Source organism: Rathayibacter sp. AY1C7 (assembly GCF_002931865.1).
Lineage (GTDB): Bacteria > Actinomycetota > Actinomycetes > Actinomycetales > Microbacteriaceae > Rathayibacter.
Genome location: NZ_PSWB01000006.1, coordinates 17,832 through 35,247, shown reverse-complemented (window position 1 = coordinate 35,247; position 17,416 = coordinate 17,832). Strand labels below are relative to the sequence as shown.

Here is a 17,416-nt window from a genome sequence, read left to right as displayed (position 1 = left end):
CTCACGCGGCGCGCTCCCGCCGATCGGCGGCGAGTGCGGCCGCGACCCGGCGCGCACCTGCGTGGTGCGGATCGAGAGCGACGGCCTCGTCGGCGCGCCGTCCGGCCTCGTCGGCACGGCCCTCACCGGCCAGGATCCGCGCGAGGAGGACGAGCACTCCGGCTCGCTCGCTCGCGGGTGCGACGACGGCGGCACGGCGGAGCAGCGGGGCGAGCGCTCCCGCCGCGCCGGGGTCACCGCTCCGCGCCGACCGCAGCACGCGGTCCGCACCGCGGCTGCGCTGCACGGCCACGACGAGCGCAGCCAGGCCCGCAGGCCGGACCTCGGGATCGGGACCGGTGAGAGCTCGCCGGACGAGGTCGTCGACGCCGTGCAACAGCACGTCGGGCAGTTCGGCCCGCGGGTGGCGGTCGAGGAGACGGTCGACCGCGGCGGCCACCGCTCGCGGGTCGTCCCGGTCGCCGGCCTCGAGCCCGTCGTCGCGGCCGGACGACGGGAGCACGGCGACGCGGAGGGCGAGGCCGGGGAGCCGGCGCGCACGCTCCTCGAGGGCGGCGACGAGTCCCTCGCACGACTCCGGACCCGCCTCGCCGGGATGCACCAGCGCGAGTGCTCGCTGCACCCGCCCGAACCGGCCGAGCGCACCGAGGCTGGCCCGCGCGATCAGGGACGGATCCGCCCCCGATAGCTCGAAGCGGAGCGAGCCGCTCGGCGCGCCGGCCCGGAACGGGACGAGCACGAGGCTCGCCTCGGCCGCACCCCGCCGGGACCCGTGAGCGGCGTGGAACAGGGCGGCGTCGTCGGGTGAGGCCGGGACACGCGAGGCGGGAGCGGGGTGGAGGAGGAGCGCTGAGGAGGTCATGCTGCGATCCTGCCGACCCTCGCACCCGCCGGGAGCGACGGCCCTCGGGATCATCGGAAGGATCTCGAGATCGCCGCCTGTGGAGGGAGAGGTCCCATCGACACCGAATCGCCGGCGCACGGATGGCGCCCTCCGGCCCCCAGGAATCCCTCCACAGGAACCGATCGGCCGAGTTCTGCACCGGTGTCCGATTCCCGCCGGTCGGTGGGGAGTCCCGCGGATACTCTCGACGCATGAGAACGACTCCCCTTCACGTCCGACGGACGACGAGCCCCCTCGGCCGCATCGAGGTGGGCAGCGACGGCGATGCGATCGTCTCGCTCGCCATCGAGCAGGCCGGTCTGCTCCCGCACGAGCACCTCCCGGAGTCGGACCTCCCGGTGCTCCTGCGGGCCGTCGAGCAGCTGGACGAGTACTTCGACGGGACCCGCCGCTCTTTCGATCTGCCGGTCGCTCTGCGCGGCACGCCCTTCCAGCTCGAGATCTGGCAGCGGCTCCAGGCTCTGGGCTTCGGGGAGATCACCTCCTACGGCGCACTGGGCACGGCCGCCGGTCGCCCCCGGGCGGGCCGGCCGATCGGCGGAGCGGTAGGTGCGAACCCGGTGCCGATCATCGTGGGCTGCCACCGCGTCCTCGCGAGCGACGGACGGATCACCGGCTTCAGCGCGGGCGAGGGCGTCGCCACGAAAGCCTGGCTTCTCGATCACGAGGGGATCCCCCACCGATGAGCACGGCCGACGGACTCGTCGAGGGAGAGGACGGCCTGGTCCGCTGCGCCTGGAGCGGCGCGGATCCGGAGTACCGCCGCTATCACGACGAGGAATGGGGCACCCCGCTGCACGGAGATCGCCTGCTGTTCGAGAAGATCTCCCTCGAGGCGTTCCAGTCCGGCCTCTCCTGGATCACGATCCTCCGCAAGCGGCCGAGGTTCCGCGAGGCCTTCGACGGCTTCGATCCGGCCCGGGTCGCCCGGTACGACGACACCGATGTCGAGCGGCTGATGGAGGACAGCGGCATCATCCGGAACCGCGCGAAGATCATCGCCACCCGGGACAACGCCCGGGCCGTGCTCGCGCTCCTCGAGCAGAGAGGCGAGGGCGCGCTCGACGAGCTCGTGTGGTCCTTCCACGATCCGGACGTCGAGGACCGGGTGGTCCGAGCCGCCGACGTCCCTGCGACGACGCCCGGGTCGACGGCGCTCGCGCGAGCGCTGAAGGCCGCGGGGCTCCGCTTCGTCGGACCGACCACCGCGTACGCGCTGATGCAGTCGGCCGGAGTCGTCGACGATCACCTCACCGGCTGCTGGCGCCGACGCTGACGCCTACGACTCCGGCACGACGAGGTCGAGCTCTCCCGTGTGCCGGTTCTCGGCGAGCAGGAACCCGCGCCCGGCCGCCCACGCCGAGAGCTCGCCGAGTGACTCCGTCGCCACCCGGTCCTCCGCCAGCGCCCTGACGAAGCGCCCCTTGCCCTGCTTGTTGAAGTGGTTCAGCGACCGGAGGGCGCCGTCGGCCCCGCGCGAGCGGACGCGGACGAAGAACCGCCCCTCGCCCGCGGGAACCGGTCCGAGCGCCGCGTACGCCTCGCTCCGCAGATCGAGGACGAGCCCGTCGAGCGCGCTCAGCACCCGCCCGGCCTCCGCTGCCCACCAGCGCTTGAGCGGCCTCCCCGGGACACGGGAGTCGTGGGACAGACGGTAGGCAGGGATCAGGTCGAGGGCGCGGATCGGCCCCCAGAGCGCGGACTGCACGATCGCCGTCCGACCGAGCACCTCCCGTGCACCGGGATCGAGGCTGCGCGCGTCGAGCGCATCGAAGAGCACCCCGTCGAAGCGGTCGACCGCGGGGAGGCCTGCCGCGGTCGCGAGCGCCGCGTTGCGATCGATCTCGCCGAGCTGACGCGGACCGAGCTTCAGCGCCCGGGCCGAGAGCTCGCGGTCCCCGGCCAGCGCGATCAGCGCCTCCGCCAGCTCGCGCCGCTTCGGGTGGAGCTCGGGGAAGGCGAGCGACTCGAGCACGAACGGCTCGTCGCCGCCGTCGCGCTTCGTCTCGGACGGTGGCAGCAGGACGTGCACAGGACTCCTTCGGAGAAGAGGGACGGGCGGCACGACGAAGGGGCCGGACGATCGCGATGATCGTCCGGCCCCTCCGTGCCGCGTTGAGCGGCGGTGTACTAGACCAGCGATGCCTGACGGGCGACCACGGTTACCACGTCGTTCTCGACGGACAGGAAGCCGTCGTCGGCCTGCGCGGTGAGACGCGTTCCGTCCAGGGCCGTGACGCGCACCTCGCCGGTGGCGAGGATCGCGAGCATCGGCTCGTGGCCGGCGAGGATGCCGATCTCGCCCTCGACGGTGCGAGCCGTGAGCTGCTTCGCCTCTCCGGACCACACCTCGGCGTTCGCGGACACGACGCTGACCTTCAGGGTCCCGGCCATGATCAGCCGTTCTCCTTCTGGATCTGGGTCCACTTCTCCTCGACGTCCGAGATCGAGCCGACGTTGAAGAACGCCTGCTCGGCCACGTGGTCGAACTCGCCCTTGGTGATCGCGTCGAACGACTCGATCGTGTCCTTCAGCGGGACGGTCGAGCCCTCGACACCCGTGAACTTCTTCGCCATGTAGGTGTTCTGCGAGAGGAACTGCTGGATCCGGCGCGCACGCGACACCGTGATCTTGTCCTCCTCCGACAGCTCGTCGACACCGAGGATCGCGATGATCTCCTGCAGCTCCTTGTTCTTCTGCAGGATCTGCTTCACGTTCGTCGCCACGCGGTAGTGGTCGGCGCCCAGGTAGCGGGGGTCGAGGATGCGCGAGGTGGACGTGAGCGGGTCGACTGCCGGGTAGAGGCCCTTCGACGCGATCTCGCGGGAGAGCTCTGTGGTCGCGTCGAGGTGAGCGAAGGTGGTCGCCGGCGCCGGGTCCGTGTAGTCGTCGGCGGGGACGTAGATCGCCTGCAGCGAGGTGATCGAGTGTCCGCGCGTCGAGGTGATGCGCTCCTGGAGCACACCCATCTCGTCGGCGAGGTTCGGCTGGTAGCCCACCGCGGAGGGCATGCGGCCCAGGAGGGTCGACACCTCCGAGCCGGCCTGCGTGAAGCGGAAGATGTTGTCGATGAAGAGCAGCACGTCCTGCTTCTGCACATCGCGGAAGTACTCCGCCATGGTCAGTGCCGACAGGGCGACGCGCAGACGCGTTCCCGGCGGCTCGTCCATCTGGCCGAAGACGAGCGCGGTCTTGTCGAAGACGCCCGCCTCCTCCATCTCGGCGATGAGGTCGTTGCCCTCACGGGTGCGCTCGCCGACGCCGGCGAACACGGACACTCCACCGTGGTCCTGCGCGACGCGCTGGATCATCTCCTGGATGAGGACGGTCTTGCCGACGCCCGCGCCGCCGAACAGGCCGATCTTGCCGCCCTGCACGTACGGAGTGAGCAGGTCGATGACCTTGATGCCGGTCTCGAACAGCTCGGTCTTGGACTCGAGCTGATCGAACTGCGGGGGCTTGCGGTGGATGGGCCAGCGCTCGGTGATCTCGAACGACTCGCCGTTGATCTTCCCGTCGGCGTCGGCGTTGAGCACCTCGCCGATCACGTTGAAGACCTTGCCCTTGGTCACGTCGCCGACCGGGACCGAGATCGGCAGGCCGGTGTCGTGGACCTCCTGGCCGCGGACGAGTCCGTCGGTGGGGTTCAGGGAGATGGCCCGGACGAGGTCGTCGCCCAGGTGCTGCGCGACCTCGAAGGTCAGCTTGCTCGAGACGCCCTCGACCTCGACGTGCGTGTAGAGCGCGTTGTAGACCTCGGGGATCGCGTCGTGGGGGAACTCGATGTCAACGACGGGGCCGGTGACGCGGGCGATGCGGCCGATGGCCCCGCCCGACGTCCCGGTCGCCGCCTCAGGTGCGGTCAGTGTCATTGCTACTTCCTTCTGTGGTCTCACCGCTCCCGGAGGGCGGAGTCGAAACTGTGTGGAGCGGAGCCCTCTTACTTGGAGGAGGACAGGGCGTCGGCGCCGCCGACGATCTCGGCGATCTGCTGCGTGATCTCGGTCTGGCGGGCGTTGTTGGCGAGACGCGTGTAGGTCTTGATCAGCGTGTCCGCGTTGTCGCTCGCCGACTTCATGGCCTTCTGGCGTGCCGCGTGCTCCGAGGCCGCCGACTGCAGCATCGCGTTGAAGATGCGGCTCTCGACGTACACGGGCAGGAGGCGGTCGAGGACCGTCTCGGGGTCGGGCTCGAACTCGTAGAGCGGGTACAGCTCGCTGTTCTGCTCCTCGGCGCCCTCGACGACCTCGAGCGGCAGCAGCCGGACGACGGTCGGCTGCTGGGTGACCATGCTGACGAAGCGGTTGTAGACGAGGTGGATCTCGTCCACGCCGCCCTCCTCGTCATCGAGGTTGTACGACTCGACGACCGCGTCCGCGATCTCCTTCGCCGTCTCGAACACGGGCTGGTCGGTGCCGCCCGTCCAGACGCGGACGCTGGCCCGCTTCCGGAACGAGAAGTACGCGTTCGCCTTGCGGCCGACCAGGTAGAAGACGACCTCCTTGCCCTCGCTGCGCAGCAGCGCGGCCAGATCCTCGGCCTCCTTGAGCACGCTCGAGGAGAACGCGCCGGCGAGGCCGCGGTCGGAGGTGAAGATCACGATCGCGGCCGTGTCCAGCTTCTCGCGCTCGGTCGTGAGCGGGTGCTCCACGTTCGAGTAGGTCGCGACAGCGGACACGGCGCGCGTGATCGCGTTCGAGTACGGCGCCGCGGCAGCGACGCGGTTCTGCGCCTTCTGGATGCGCGAGGCCGAGATCAGCTCCATGGCCCGAGTGATCTTCTTGGTCGTCTGGGCCGAGCGGATCTTCGACCGGTAGACCCGGAGTTGCGCTCCCATGTGTCTCCTGTTGTTCTAAAAGTGGCGAATCGTCGGGGTGCCGCTGGTCAGCGACGGCCCTTGACGATCTTCTCCTGGCCGACCTCGTCGGCCGCGATGGCCTGGTGCTCCTCGCGCCCGACCGAGGCGAGCGGCTTGCCCTCACCGGTCTGGAACTCCAGCTTGAAGCCGTCGACGGCACGGTTGAGCTCGGCGACGGTGTCGTCGGAGAGCACGTTGGTGTCGCGGAGGGTGTTCAGCACCTGGGTGTTGCGGCCCAGGTAGTCCAGGAGCTCGCGCTCGAAGCGCAGCACGTCGGAGACCGGGACCTCGTCGAGCTTGCCGTTCGTTCCGGCCCAGATCGAGACGACCTGCTCCTCGACGGGGTACGGCGAGTACTGCGGCTGCTTGAGCAGCTCGGTCAGGCGGGCGCCGCGGGCGAGCTGACGGCGCGAGGCGGCGTCGAGGTCGGAGGCGAACATCGCGAAGGCCTCGAGCGAGCGGTACTGCGCCAGCTCGAGCTTCAGCGTGCCGGAGACCTTCTTGATCGACTTGACCTGCGCGTCGCCGCCGACCCGCGAGACCGAGATGCCCACGTCGACCGCGGGACGCTGGTTGGCGTTGAAGAGGTCGGACTGGAGGAAGATCTGGCCGTCGGTGATCGAGATCACGTTGGTCGGGATGTAGGCCGAGACGTCGTTCGCCTTGGTCTCGATGATCGGGAGACCGGTCATCGAGCCGGCGCCGAGCTCGTCGGACAGCTTCGCGCAGCGCTCCAGCAGACGGGAGTGCAGGTAGAAGACGTCACCCGGGTACGCCTCGCGTCCCGGCGGGCGGCGCAGGAGGAGCGACACGGCGCGGTAGGCCTCGGCCTGCTTCGACAGGTCGTCGAAGATGATCAGGACGTGCTTGCCGCCGTACATCCAGTGCTGGCCGATGGCCGAGCCGGTGTAGGGGGCGAGGTACTTGAAGCCGGCGGGGTCGGAGGCGGGGGACGCGACGATGGTCGTGTACTCCATCGCTCCGGCGTCCTCGAGCGCGCCCTTCACCGAGGCGATGGTCGAGCCCTTCTGGCCGATGGCGACGTAGATGCAACGGACCTGCTTGTTCGTGTCGCCCGACTCCCAGTTGGCCTTCTGGTTGATGATCGTGTCGATCGCGATGGCCGTCTTGCCGGTCTGGCGGTCCCCGATGATGAGCTGGCGCTGGCCACGGCCGACCGGGATCATCGCGTCGATGGCCTTGATGCCGGTCTGCAGCGGCTCGTGGACCGACTTGCGCGACATGACGCCGGGAGCCTGGAGCTCGAGGGCGCGGCGGCCCTCGGAGGCGATCTCGCCGAGTCCGTCGATCGGGTTGCCGAGCGGGTCGACGACGCGGCCGAGGTAGCCGTCGCCGACGGGGACCGAGAGGACCTCGCCGGTGCGGGTGACCTCCATGCCCTCCTCGATGCCGGAGAACTCGCCGAGGACGACGACGCCGATCTCGTTCTCGTCGAGGTTCTGGGCCAGGCCCAGGACGCCGTTGGAGAAGCGGATGAGCTCGTTGGCCATGACGCCGGGGAGGCCCTCGACGTGGGCGATGCCGTCGGCGGCGTCGATGACGTAGCCGACCTCGGTGGTGGAGGCCTTGCCCGGCTCGTACGACGAGACGAAGTCCTTCAGCGCGTCGCGGATCTCATCCGGGCTGATGGTGATATCTGCCATGGGAATTCCTATTCGTTGGGTCCGTGCGAGCCGAAGAGGTCGTCGGGGCCTGACCTGGATGGTGCGGGGGTCGAGGGCAGTGCCCTCTGAGGATACGTGCGCCCGTCAGGACGCGAGCTGGAGCTTCAGGTCGGACAGCCGTGCGGAGACGGTTCCGTCGATGACCTCGTCGCCGACGTGCAGGCGCATCCCGCCCAGGAGGGAGGGATCGACCACGACGTTGACGGAGACCGGTCGGCTGTACTGGCGCGTGAGCGCCGAGCGGAGCCGGTCGAGCTGCTCGGGGGCGATCGGTGCGGCGACCGAGACCGTGGCGAGGATGAACCCGCCCTGGTCGGCGACCACGCCGGCTGCGAAGCGGACGAGCTCCGGGATGCGTCGACCGCGCGGGAGCGCGATCAGCTGTCGGAGGATCGCCAGCGTCTCGGCCGCGGCCTTGCCCTCGAGGAGGCGCTGCACGAGCGCGACCTTCGAGTCGGCGGCGGCGAGCTTGCTGCCGAGCGCGAGCTCGAGCTGGGCGTCGGAGGCGACGACCTCGCCGAAGGAGTGGAGCTCCTTCTCGAGGTTGACGCCCTCCGGAGCGGACGACGCGATCGCGCGGACCCCGACCTCCTCGACCCCGGCGACCATGTCGCTCGGGCTCGACCAGCGGTGGCCGACGATCACGGTGAGCAGGCGCTTGGCCGGCTCGCCGAAGGGACCGAACACGCGGGCGACGAGAGCCTGCTTGCTGCTCGAGTCGGCGCTCGGGTCGGCCAGGGCCGCGCGCAGCTGCGCCTGGCCGTCGATGACCCGTGCGGCCTCGAAGAGCTGCTGGGCCGTGTCGAGGGACGCCTGACCGGCGAGGGCGGAGAGCTCCGCCTTCGCCGATGCGAGTGCCTGCCTGGACGCGCTGCCCATCAGTTGTTCGCCTTCTCCGAGGCCTCGAGGTCGGCGAGGAAGCGGTCCACGATCGCGGACGCCTTCGCGTCGTCGTTGAGGCTCTCGCCGATCACGCCGGAGGCGAGGTCGATGGCGAGGGTTCCGACTTCGGAGCGGAGCGAGACCACGGCGGCCTGACGGTCCGCCTCGATCTGGGCGTGCGCGTTGTGGAGGATGCGCTCGGCCTCGACCTGCGCCTGCTCCTTCTTCGCCGCCACGATCGCGTTGCCGTCGGCGTTCGCCTTCTCGCGGATCACTCCGGCCTCGGCGCGGGCCTCGGCCAGCTGGGCGGTGTACTTCTCGAGGGCGGCCTCAGCCTGTCGCTGGGCCTCGTCGGCCTTCGCGATGTTCCCCTCGATCGCGGCGGAGCGCGCGTCGAGCATCTTCTGCAGGCGCGGCAGGACCAGCCTCCAGAAGAAGAACAGCAGGATGAGGAAGATCACCCCCGACCAGAAGAAGTCGTAGAACTCCGGGATCAGAATGACCGCGGGGACGTCACCTTCTTCCGCAGCGATGTTCACAGCGGTGCTGAACACGACTACGCCGCGAAGATGAAGTAGGTGGCGAGGCCGATGAGCGCGAGCACCTCGGTGAACGCGATGCCGAGGAACATCGTGGTCTGGAGGCGGCCGGCCATCTCGGGCTGGCGCGCCATGGCCTCGACGGTCTTGCCCGCGACGATGCCGACACCGATGCCGGGGCCGATCGCTGCGAGGCCGTAACCGACCGTCGCGATGTTGCCGGTGAGTTCGGCGAGAACGGTGACTGAGTCCACGAGTGGGTCCTTTCAGTGGGGTGATCGTGAGAACGGGCGGGAGCCCGTGAGTAGTGGGGTCAGTGCTCCTCGGCGACGGCCAACTGGATGTAGACCGCAGCGAGGAGGGTGAAGATGTAGGCCTGCAGCACGGCGACGAGGAGCTCGAAGAGCGTGAACGCACCGCCGAAGGCGAAGGTCACGACGCCGAAGAGCTTGAAGCCCGGGTCGATCTGGGAGCTGAAGAGGAAGAACTGCGTGGCCGAGAAGCACAGCACCAGCAGGAGGTGGCCGACGATCATGTTCATCACGAGCCGCAGTGCGAGCGAGAGCGGACGGATGATGAACGTCTGCAGCAGCTCGATCGGCGTGAGGATGAAGTAGATCAGGAACGGCGCTCCGGGCGGGAACAGGGCGTTCTTGAAGAAGCCCATCCCCCGGTCCTTGATGCCCGCGTAGATGAACGTCACGTAGGCGACCAGGCCGAGGAAGAGCGGCATGCCCACCACGGAGGTCCCCGCGATGTTCAGGAACGGGACGATGCCGGTCAGGTTCATCGAGATGATCGCGAAGAAAATCGTCACGAGGATCGGGAGGAACCGGCGCGCGTCCTTCTCGCCGAGGATGTCCTTGGCGATGGTGACGCGGACGAAGTCGAACGCGAGCTCGACGACGTTCTGGAAGCGGCCGGGGACGAGGCGCAGCTTGCGCGTCCCGAGCCAGAAGAACAGCATCAGTGCGATGACCGCGATGAAGCGGACCAGCATGACGCGGTTGATCTCGAAAGGGGTTCCCTCGAAGAGGAAACCGGGCGGGAAGAACTCGGAGATCGACGGGGTGTGGAAGTCACTCTCACCGGTCGAGGACGAGACCAACAGGGTCACAGCGTTAGCAAACAGCGCTAGCTCCTGGAATTCGGGGCGTGGCACGTTGCAGCCGACCGAATCGAATCATTCGGACGCAACGCTCTCGCGACGACGAAAGGTGGGGTTTTCCGCTCGGACGGCGATCGTGCTCGACGACCGCCATCAACGATGAGACGATCTGAGGACACGTTCGCCTGCGGGATTCGTCCCTACTGTAGCAACAGAACGGCCTGAGAGCCGAATCGTGGTCCTCTCAGGAACCGTTCGGCTTGTCCTCATCGAGCGATGTCGCTGACGTTCGGCATGCGCGAGCGCGAGACGACCAGGACGTCGATCACCAGGGACCCCAGGACGGCGACGATGATCGTGACGAACATCGCGGTGCTGTTCAGCCACGGCTGATCGCGCAGGACCAGGGCGGCGATCACGAACAGCACGAACTTGGCGAGCCACGTGCCGAGGACGACGGCGAAGAACCCGCCGATGTCGAGGCGGTTGGCGACGAGGATGCTCGCGGCGGTGAGGAGCACCATCACGCCGCCGACGATCGCGCCGAGGAGGGCTCCGATCGCGCCCTCTCCCCCGGCGGCGATCCCGCCGACGACGGTGCCGAGAACGGCCAGGGCGAGCACGAAGAGGCCGCCCACGACCAGCGCGCGGCGCAGGACTGGGACGGACGCGGGCTGCGGACGGGGGGTGGCCGGGGAGGCTCCGGTCATGATGCTTCCTTCCGCGCCGTGGTCGGCGCTGTCGTGTCCCGGTCGATCGGGAGTCCGGCCGGCGGACGGAGCAGCTCCGTCGAGGACGCGCGGTCGAGGGGGTCGAGGACGGGTGAGGCCTCCGCGGACTGCGCCGCCGCCTCGAGCCGCTTGCGGCGGCTGAGCGGGGCGAGCGTGACGACGGTGCAGACCAGCAGACCGACTCCGAGGAAGACGAGCGGGACCCACAGCACGTCGACCACGAACATCAGCAGGCAGCTGACGGCGACGACGGCGGTCCACGCGTAGAAGATCAGCACGGCGTGCAGGTGGGAGTGCCCCATGTCGAGCAGGCGGTGGTGCAGGTGCTTCCGGTCGGCGCTGAACGGCGACTTTCCCGCGCGCAGGCGCCTGATCACAGCGAGGCCGAAGTCCATCAGCGGCACCACGAGGATCGCGAACGGCAGGATGATCGGGATGAACGCGGGCAGGAGCTCCTTCGCCGCGAGCTGGGCCGGGTCGATCTGGCCGGTGACCGCGATCGCGGAGGTGGCCATCAGCATCCCGATCAGCAGTGCGCCGCTGTCGCCCATGAACATCCGCGCCGGACGCCAGTTGATGGGGAGGAATCCGGCGCAGGCGCCGACGAGCAGGACCGCGATGAGCGAGGCCAGGTTGAAGTAGTCGGTGGGCGAGGTCTGCTGCACCAGCAGGTAGCTGTAGAGGAAGAAGACCCCGTTGGCGATCAGGGCGACGCCCGCCACGAGGCCGTCGAGGCCGTCGATGAAGTTGAGAGCGTTGGTGACCAGGACGATCGCGAGCACGGTGATGATCAGCGACATCCACGGCGAGCCGACGGTCAGGCCGCCGATCGGCAGGGAGACGATCTGCACGCCCTTCCAGGCGATCAGGCCGGCGGCGATCAGCTGACCGGCCAGCTTCGTGGTCCAGTCCAGGTCCCAGATGTCGTCGGCGACGCCGATGAGGACGATGAGCAGGCTCGCGCCGAGGATCGCGAGGATCGGCTCGGGATTGGCGAACACGAGCCGGAAGTAGGGCAGCTGGGAGGCGATGCCGAAGCCGACGAGGATCCCGAGGAACATCGCGATGCCGCCCAGGCGGGGGGTCGGCCGCGTGTGCATGTCCCTGACGCGGATCTTCGGGTAGAGCCGGTACTTCAGGCTCAGCTTCCAGATGACCCACGACAGCGCTCCGGTCACGAGCGCGACCGCGAGCGAGACGAGGGCGAAGGTGATCACCGGTTACTCACCCGGAGCGGAGTCGGTGCGGGCGGCGCCGGTGCCGGTCGTCGGCGCGTTCGTGCTCGACGAGCCAGGGTCCGTCGCATCGGCGGAATCGACGGGCGCAGAATCGCCGGGAGCGGAGTCGTCCTGCAGGCGGGCGCCGGAGGCCCAGTCGGGGCGCGCGGTCGGGGTCCGCTCGAAGGCGTACGGGTCGCTGCCGGTCGCGGTCTCGGCGGGCTCCTGCTGGTACCCGGCCTGCGCCGCGCCGGCCGTGGAGGCGTCGGGCTCCGACGTCTCGGCACGAGGCGCGTCCGGATCCGGCAGCAGGTCTCCGACGACCTCGCGGATCCGCTCGGCCGACACGACGCCCTGGCGCAGGATGCGCAGGGTGCCGCCCTCGAAGCTCAGCGCTGTCGCGTCGACGATCGTCGAGGACTCGCTGGCGCCCGCGGGGCGGTCGCTGTAGCGCGATCCGGCGGCGCCGGCGTCGAGATAGACGTCGACGGAGTCGCCGAGCTGGTCGAACGCCTCCTGTGCGGTCGTGGCCGAGGGCTGCCCCGTGCGATTGGCGGAGGAGACCGCCAGCGGGCCGGTCTCGGCGAGGAGCTCGATCGTCACCGGGTTGTCCGGCATGCGCAGCGCCACGGTCCCGCGCGTCTCGCCCAGGTCCCAGACGAGTGAGGGCTGGGCGTGCAGGACGACGGTGAGCCCGCCGGGCCAGAACTCGCGCGCGAGGTCGCGCACCGCCTCCGGCACGTTCTCGGCGAGGGCGTCGAGGGCGGCCACGTCCCCGATCAGGACGGGCGGCGGCGACTGCCTCGTCCGTCCCTTCGCGTCGAGCAGGCGCTGGACCGCGGCGGCGTCGAACGCGTTGGCCGCGACGCCGTAGACGGTGTCGGTGGGGATCACCACGAGCTCGCCGCGGCCGATGGCCGTCCGCGCGAGACGGGTGCCGGTCAGGAGGTCCGTGTCGACGGAGCAGTCGTAGATGCGTGCCATAACGGGTCGATGATACCGGCGCGGTCCGTGTCCGGACCGGCTGCGGCGCGGCGGTCGCGTCAGCGCCGCCCGAGGCCGGGGCTCGGCGGCCGTCGCAGCGGCGCCCGACCCGCGCCGGCCGAGGCCGCCGGAGCGCTTCCGTGAGGCACTCGGCCCGGCGTGGCGGGCGCCTCCGCCGACAGGACGCCCACGAGCGCCACGGAGACGGCGAGCGTCGCGAGCGAGTGCTGATCGCCGAACCAGGTGGTGTTGTCGGCCATCCCGTGCAGGAACGTCCAGAGGACGGCGACGGCGAGCGCCCCGACGGCGACGGCCTCGTTCCGGGCGACCCGGAGGAGCAGGCGCACGACGGCGACGGCGGCGAGGAGGAGGAACGCGAGGACGGGGAGCGCGATCAGGAGCCCGCCGTTGGTCCACGCGGTGACGAGGAGGTTGTGAGGCGGGCGCGGCTCGCTGTGCTGGGTGAACTGCGACCCGCGCGCCAGCCACAGCTCCTGCCATCCGCCGTACCCCAGCCCCAGCAGCCAGTTGTCGGGGAACGCACTCGCAGCCAGGCGCAGGAAGTCGCCGCGGGCCCCGAGCGTGAGCAGGCCCGCCTCCGCCAGCTGAGGGAAGGACACGGCGACGGCGTACACGGCCGTGATCCCGGAGGGGATGGTGATCATCCAAGCGACCGGACCGAGGCTGCGTCCCTTGAGTCCGCGGATCGCGGCGACCAGCAGGGGCAGGACGATCGCGAGGACGATCGCGGTCTTGGACAGCGTGAAGAGGGCGCCGACCAGCCCGGCGACGGCGACGAGCAGGAGGAGCCTCCCCCGCTGCCGTCTCCAGACGGCGAAGGCCAGCGCGCCGGTCGTGGCCATGTACATCGAGGCGATGTTGCCGTTGAGGAAGAACCCTCCCGACTTCTCCTGCAGGACGTTGTTGAAGGACGTCGTGAAGATGTCCCGCACGTAGATGTCGGAGAACAGCACCGCGTCCGGCCACCGGAGGTAGGCGGTCTCCTGCACGGGATCGAGCTGGAAGAGGATCGTGAGCGTCACCTGGAGGAGGAACACGGGCGCCGCCCAGTTGAGGGCGCGGCCGACGACACGCCAGGCGCCGTCGCCGAGCCCGCGGACGGCCAGGTACGGAGTGAGGAAGGAGACGACGGAGACCACGTCGCGCAGCGCGGCCGCGCGTGCTCCGGAGTAGGTGAGCGCGAAGAGGGTGCCGGCGATCACGAGGAGGACCACGACCACGAACCGGTCGATCCGCCCGCCGCGCAGCCGAGCCACGGAGTACGGGAGGAAGAGCAGGCTCCAGGCGACCGGAGCGGTGACGGGGCCCAGGGTGTAGAGCTGCACGACGCTCAGCGCCAGGAGCACCGCGAGGAAGACGAGGACGATCCGCTCGTGCCGCCGCTGAGCGGGATCCGCCGGCGCGCGCGACGGCCGCCCGCGGGTCTCCGGAGCGTCGGTGACGCGGGTCGCGGCGATGACGGAGGGACGAGAGGCGGTCGGGCGGCGGAGGAGGGCGTCGTCGGCGTGGCGGCCCATGTCAGAGCCGTTCCGCGGAGGTGCCGGTGGCGGCCTCCGTCTGGCGGAGCGGAGGAGCGGCGCGCCGATTCCGGGACGACGGGCCGACCTCTCGCGGCGGGAGGGTCGTCCGCGGGCGCCGGTCCGGGGCGGGAGGCGGATCGAGCAGCACGGGAGAGGCGGTGGCGTCGGCGGACGCGGGCGGGAGAGGGGATGCAGGTGGCATGTCGCGCCGACACTAATCGCGCGGCACGAGCCTCGACGGGCTTGGCGCGGAACGTCGATCCGCGTGCGCGCGGCGGCCCCGCCTCAGTCGCGGGGGTGTGCCAGCAGCTCGTCCGCGCGGCGGGCGATGCCCGGCCAGCCGAAGTCCGCCGCTCGGCGCCGCGACGCCGCAGCGACCTCCGCGCGTCGCCGGGGATCGCGCAGCGAGGCGATGAGGGCGGGGAGCTCCGCGAGGACGGCGTCCGCGACCTCCTCCTCCGTGCCCGGCGGGACGAGGACGGATCCGTCGACCACTCCGTCGGAGGTGCGCAGGATCTCGGGGAGGCCTCCGCGCTCGACCGTCACGACGGGGATCCCCCGCGAGAGCGCCTCCACCACCACCATCCCGAACGGCTCGTCCCAGCGGCAGGGGTAGAGCAGGAGCGCCGAGGAGCCGAACAGCTCCAGCAGGTCCTCGTGCCGGAGGAACGGGAGCCGGCGCACGACGCCGGGCAGGGTGGCGACTGCCTCGTCGAGCGCTCGGACGTACGGGGTGGGCGTCGCGTCGTCCCCGAGGCCCGATGCGCCGGCGATGACCAGCCGCAGATCGGCGCCGTGCTCGCTCCGCATCCGCCTCACGATCTCGACGGCCTCGCGGGCTCCCTTCTCGGCCACCAGCCTCCCGGCGAAGACCGCCTCCGCAGTACCGCCGAGCGGCGCCGGCGGGACCTCGGGCGGAGGGACGACCCCGTTGTACAGGACGGCTGTGGCGATCAGGCCGTACCGGTCGACCGCTCGGGCGCGCAGGAACTCGCTGCAGAAGATCCACTCGTCGACCGCGTCGAGGTAGCGCCGGGCCGCGGCGGGATCGGGCGGCAGGTGATCGAGCAGGTCGTTGTGCAGGTGTGCGACGATCCGCCCCCGGTAACCCAGGCGGCGCAGGCGCACGGCGTAGCGGGGGCGGTTGTGGATCCAGACCGTCGGGACACGGCGCAGCGACGGAGCGAGCACCAGCAGCCAGAAGCGGCCACCGAAGGACAGCCGACGCAGCTCGGCGCCCGGGTCGCTGTCGCGCCGACGCGCCAGGAGGAGTGCCGCGCGCCGCTGGACCGCGTAGATCCGCCGGTACAGGCGGTGCGGCCGGACGTCCACGCCCGGTGACGCCGACGACCACGGCGCGTGCACGGCGATCCGGAGCGAGGACCGGGACACCGTCTCGCGGACCCAGGTCGCCACGGCTCCCCCGCTGCCGTCGAAGCGCTCCTCGGCGGCCAGCACCACGGCGACCTCGACCGGGGCGGCGGAGCCGAGCCGGAGCCGGGCGGGCAGTCGCGACAGGACGAGCGATCGCGCCTCGGCGATGTCGCGCCCCGGCGCCAGGAGGGCGGTCGCTCCCAGCACGAGGCCCGCGAGCGCCAGCTCCACCGGGAGCAACCGCAGGGGCGCGCCCTCGGGGAGCAGGCGGAGCAGGAGCAGCACGATCGCCATCGGTGCGGCGAGCAGCGGCCCCGCGGCGCACGCGCGCAGGAACGCGCCGAGGCGCACTCCGAGCACCACCCGCAGCACGGCGCAGGTGACGGCGAAGCCGAGAGCGCTCGAGAGCAGCAGCCCGCCGATCAAGCCGTCGAGTCCGAACAGCACTCCCCCGCCGACGATCATCGGGATCGTGATCGCGGTCTTCGCGATGTTCACGACCAGCCCGAACCGCACCCGGTCCATCGCCATCAGGATGAAGCCGACCGGGTTGCCGATGGCCCGCACCGCGCCCACCACCGTCAGCGCGCTCGTCATGCCCGCGATCCAGCCCCAGCCGGGTCCGTAGAACAGCCGCACGATCTCCTCGGAGCGCAGCGCCACCAGCATCAGCGGCGGGATGCTCGCCATGCTGAGCACCGCGGTGACGCGGAGGTGGTTCCGCGCGACGCGCTCGCGGTCGTGCTGGATCGAGGAGAACACCGGGAACATCACCCGCGTCACGATCGGGTTGACCCTCGCGGGGAGGTTCACGGCGAGGTTGTATCCCAGGGTGTACCCGCCCAGCTGGGCCGGTCCGAGCAGGCGGCCGATCGCGAGCGAGCCGGCGTTCGAGCCCAGGTAGTTGACGATGCCGTCGAGGGTCTGGAAGACGCCGAAGGAGAGGAAGCGGGCGGTCTCGCGGATCCGGAACCGGAACCGCAGCCGGAACCAGCGGCGGGCCTGCACGAGGGCGAGCACGGAGCGCAGAGCCGCGGTCGCGACGAGCCCCCACGCGTAGGAGAGCGCCCCCGCGCCCGAGACCGCGAGGCAGACCGTCACGGCGAAGCCGCCGACGAGAGCGATCGTCTCGGACACGGCGACCGCTCGGAACCGGATCCCCTTCTCGAGCACCGCTCTCGGCACCTGCCCGGCTGCGCTGCCCACGAACACGAGCGAGGCGACGGTGAGGACCGGCGCCGCGGCGGCGGACCCGAGCAGGGAGGCGATCGGTGCGGCACCCAGGAGGACGGCGACGGTGACCAGGAGCCCGACGGAGAGGTTGAGCCAGAAGACCGACGAGAGCTCGAAGCTGGTCGCCCGCCGGCGCTGGATGATCGCCTGGGCGACCCCCATGCCGAGGAAGATGTCGACGAACGCGTTGAGCAGGGCGACGATCGCGATGATCCCCATCTCGGAGGGGTCCAGCAGTCTCGCCAGGAGCGCGAACTGCCCGAGCTGCACGACGAGCGCGACGGCGAACGAGACCGCCGTCCAGGCGGTCGCGTCGACGGTGCTCCGGCGCAGGCTCACCTTTCCCGCCCGGCGGAGGCC

General features: G+C 70.6%; 17 protein-coding genes. 2 read left to right on the top strand and 15 right to left on the bottom strand.

The window, feature by feature from the left end; translation table 11 throughout:
* Position 1 precedes the first annotated feature (1 nt).
* Entirely contained in the window at positions 2 to 862 is an 861-nt protein-coding gene (locus C5C69_RS04745) for a hypothetical protein (protein WP_104232698.1), read from the bottom strand.
* 233 nt (positions 863 to 1,095) lie between these two features.
* Here C5C69_RS04745 and C5C69_RS04740 point away from each other — a divergent pair, with 233 nt between their 5' ends.
* Positions 1,096 to 1,590 (top strand): methylated-DNA--[protein]-cysteine S-methyltransferase, encoded by a 495-nt coding sequence (locus tag C5C69_RS04740; RefSeq protein ID WP_104223029.1) that lies wholly within the window; start codon positions 1,096 to 1,098, stop codon positions 1,588 to 1,590.
* Positions 1,587 to 2,180, top strand: coding sequence for a DNA-3-methyladenine glycosylase I (locus C5C69_RS04735; RefSeq protein WP_104232699.1), 594 nt, complete (start codon positions 1,587 to 1,589; stop codon positions 2,178 to 2,180). The genes C5C69_RS04740 and C5C69_RS04735 overlap by 4 nt, the downstream gene beginning before the upstream one ends.
* A gap of 3 nt (positions 2,181 to 2,183) precedes the next feature.
* Here C5C69_RS04735 and C5C69_RS04730 read toward each other — a convergent pair whose 3' ends face one another.
* The 14 genes from C5C69_RS04730 to C5C69_RS04665 all read right to left on the bottom strand — a co-directional run bounded on the left by C5C69_RS04730 (position 2,184) and on the right by C5C69_RS04665 (position 17,395).
* Entirely contained in the window at positions 2,184 to 2,936 is a 753-nt protein-coding gene (locus C5C69_RS04730; protein WP_104232700.1) for a YaaA family protein, read from the bottom strand.
* Positions 2,937 to 3,034: 98 nt separating this feature from the next.
* On the bottom strand, positions 3,035 to 3,298 hold the full coding sequence (locus C5C69_RS04725; protein WP_104223026.1) for a F0F1 ATP synthase subunit epsilon: 264 nt from the start codon (positions 3,296 to 3,298) through the stop codon (positions 3,035 to 3,037).
* Between the two features lie 2 nt (positions 3,299 to 3,300).
* Positions 3,301 to 4,776, bottom strand: a complete 1,476-nt coding sequence (atpD, locus tag C5C69_RS04720) for a F0F1 ATP synthase subunit beta (protein WP_104223025.1) — start codon at positions 4,774 to 4,776, stop codon at positions 3,301 to 3,303.
* A gap of 68 nt (positions 4,777 to 4,844) precedes the next feature.
* Positions 4,845 to 5,741: a F0F1 ATP synthase subunit gamma gene (locus C5C69_RS04715; protein ID WP_104232701.1), complete on the bottom strand. Its 897-nt coding sequence runs from the start codon at positions 5,739 to 5,741 to the stop codon at positions 4,845 to 4,847.
* Positions 5,742 to 5,788: 47 nt separating this feature from the next.
* A complete protein-coding gene (gene atpA / locus C5C69_RS04710; RefSeq protein WP_104232702.1) occupies positions 5,789 to 7,426 on the bottom strand; it encodes a F0F1 ATP synthase subunit alpha in 1,638 nt (545 codons plus the stop codon).
* Positions 7,427 to 7,531: 105 nt separating this feature from the next.
* Positions 7,532 to 8,326, bottom strand: coding sequence for a F0F1 ATP synthase subunit delta (locus C5C69_RS04705; protein ID WP_104257415.1), 795 nt, complete (start codon positions 8,324 to 8,326; stop codon positions 7,532 to 7,534).
* Complete coding sequence (locus C5C69_RS04700; RefSeq protein ID WP_244229449.1) at positions 8,326 to 8,883, bottom strand: F0F1 ATP synthase subunit B; 558 nt, start codon at positions 8,881 to 8,883, stop codon at positions 8,326 to 8,328. Before C5C69_RS04700 ends, C5C69_RS04705 begins: the two co-directional genes overlap by 1 nt.
* Before the next feature lie 2 nt (positions 8,884 to 8,885).
* The gene (locus tag C5C69_RS04695; protein WP_055794702.1) at positions 8,886 to 9,122 is read right to left on the bottom strand and encodes an ATP synthase F0 subunit C; all 237 of its coding nucleotides are present in this window, start codon (positions 9,120 to 9,122) and stop codon (positions 8,886 to 8,888) included.
* Between the two features lie 59 nt (positions 9,123 to 9,181).
* Positions 9,182 to 9,985, bottom strand: coding sequence for a F0F1 ATP synthase subunit A (gene atpB / locus C5C69_RS04690; protein ID WP_068254016.1), 804 nt, complete (start codon positions 9,983 to 9,985; stop codon positions 9,182 to 9,184).
* A gap of 257 nt (positions 9,986 to 10,242) precedes the next feature.
* Positions 10,243 to 10,686: a hypothetical protein gene (locus C5C69_RS04685; protein ID WP_104223021.1), complete on the bottom strand. Its 444-nt coding sequence runs from the start codon at positions 10,684 to 10,686 to the stop codon at positions 10,243 to 10,245.
* On the bottom strand, positions 10,683 to 11,924 hold the full coding sequence (locus C5C69_RS04680; RefSeq protein WP_181065442.1) for an MraY family glycosyltransferase: 1,242 nt from the start codon (positions 11,922 to 11,924) through the stop codon (positions 10,683 to 10,685). Before C5C69_RS04680 ends, C5C69_RS04685 begins: the two co-directional genes overlap by 4 nt.
* Positions 11,925 to 11,927: 3 nt before the next feature.
* Positions 11,928 to 12,908 (bottom strand): L-threonylcarbamoyladenylate synthase, encoded by a 981-nt coding sequence (locus C5C69_RS04675; protein ID WP_104232704.1) that lies wholly within the window; start codon positions 12,906 to 12,908, stop codon positions 11,928 to 11,930.
* A 59-nt stretch (positions 12,909 to 12,967) separates the two neighbouring features.
* Positions 12,968 to 14,446 carry a hypothetical protein gene (locus C5C69_RS04670; protein WP_104232705.1) on the bottom strand — a complete coding sequence of 493 codons (1,479 nt, stop codon included), beginning with the start codon at positions 14,444 to 14,446 and terminating at the stop codon, positions 12,968 to 12,970.
* A gap of 288 nt (positions 14,447 to 14,734) precedes the next feature.
* On the bottom strand, positions 14,735 to 17,395 hold the full coding sequence (locus tag C5C69_RS04665) for an MOP flippase family protein (protein WP_104232706.1): 2,661 nt from the start codon (positions 17,393 to 17,395) through the stop codon (positions 14,735 to 14,737).
* Positions 17,396 to 17,416: the final 21 nt, after the last annotated feature.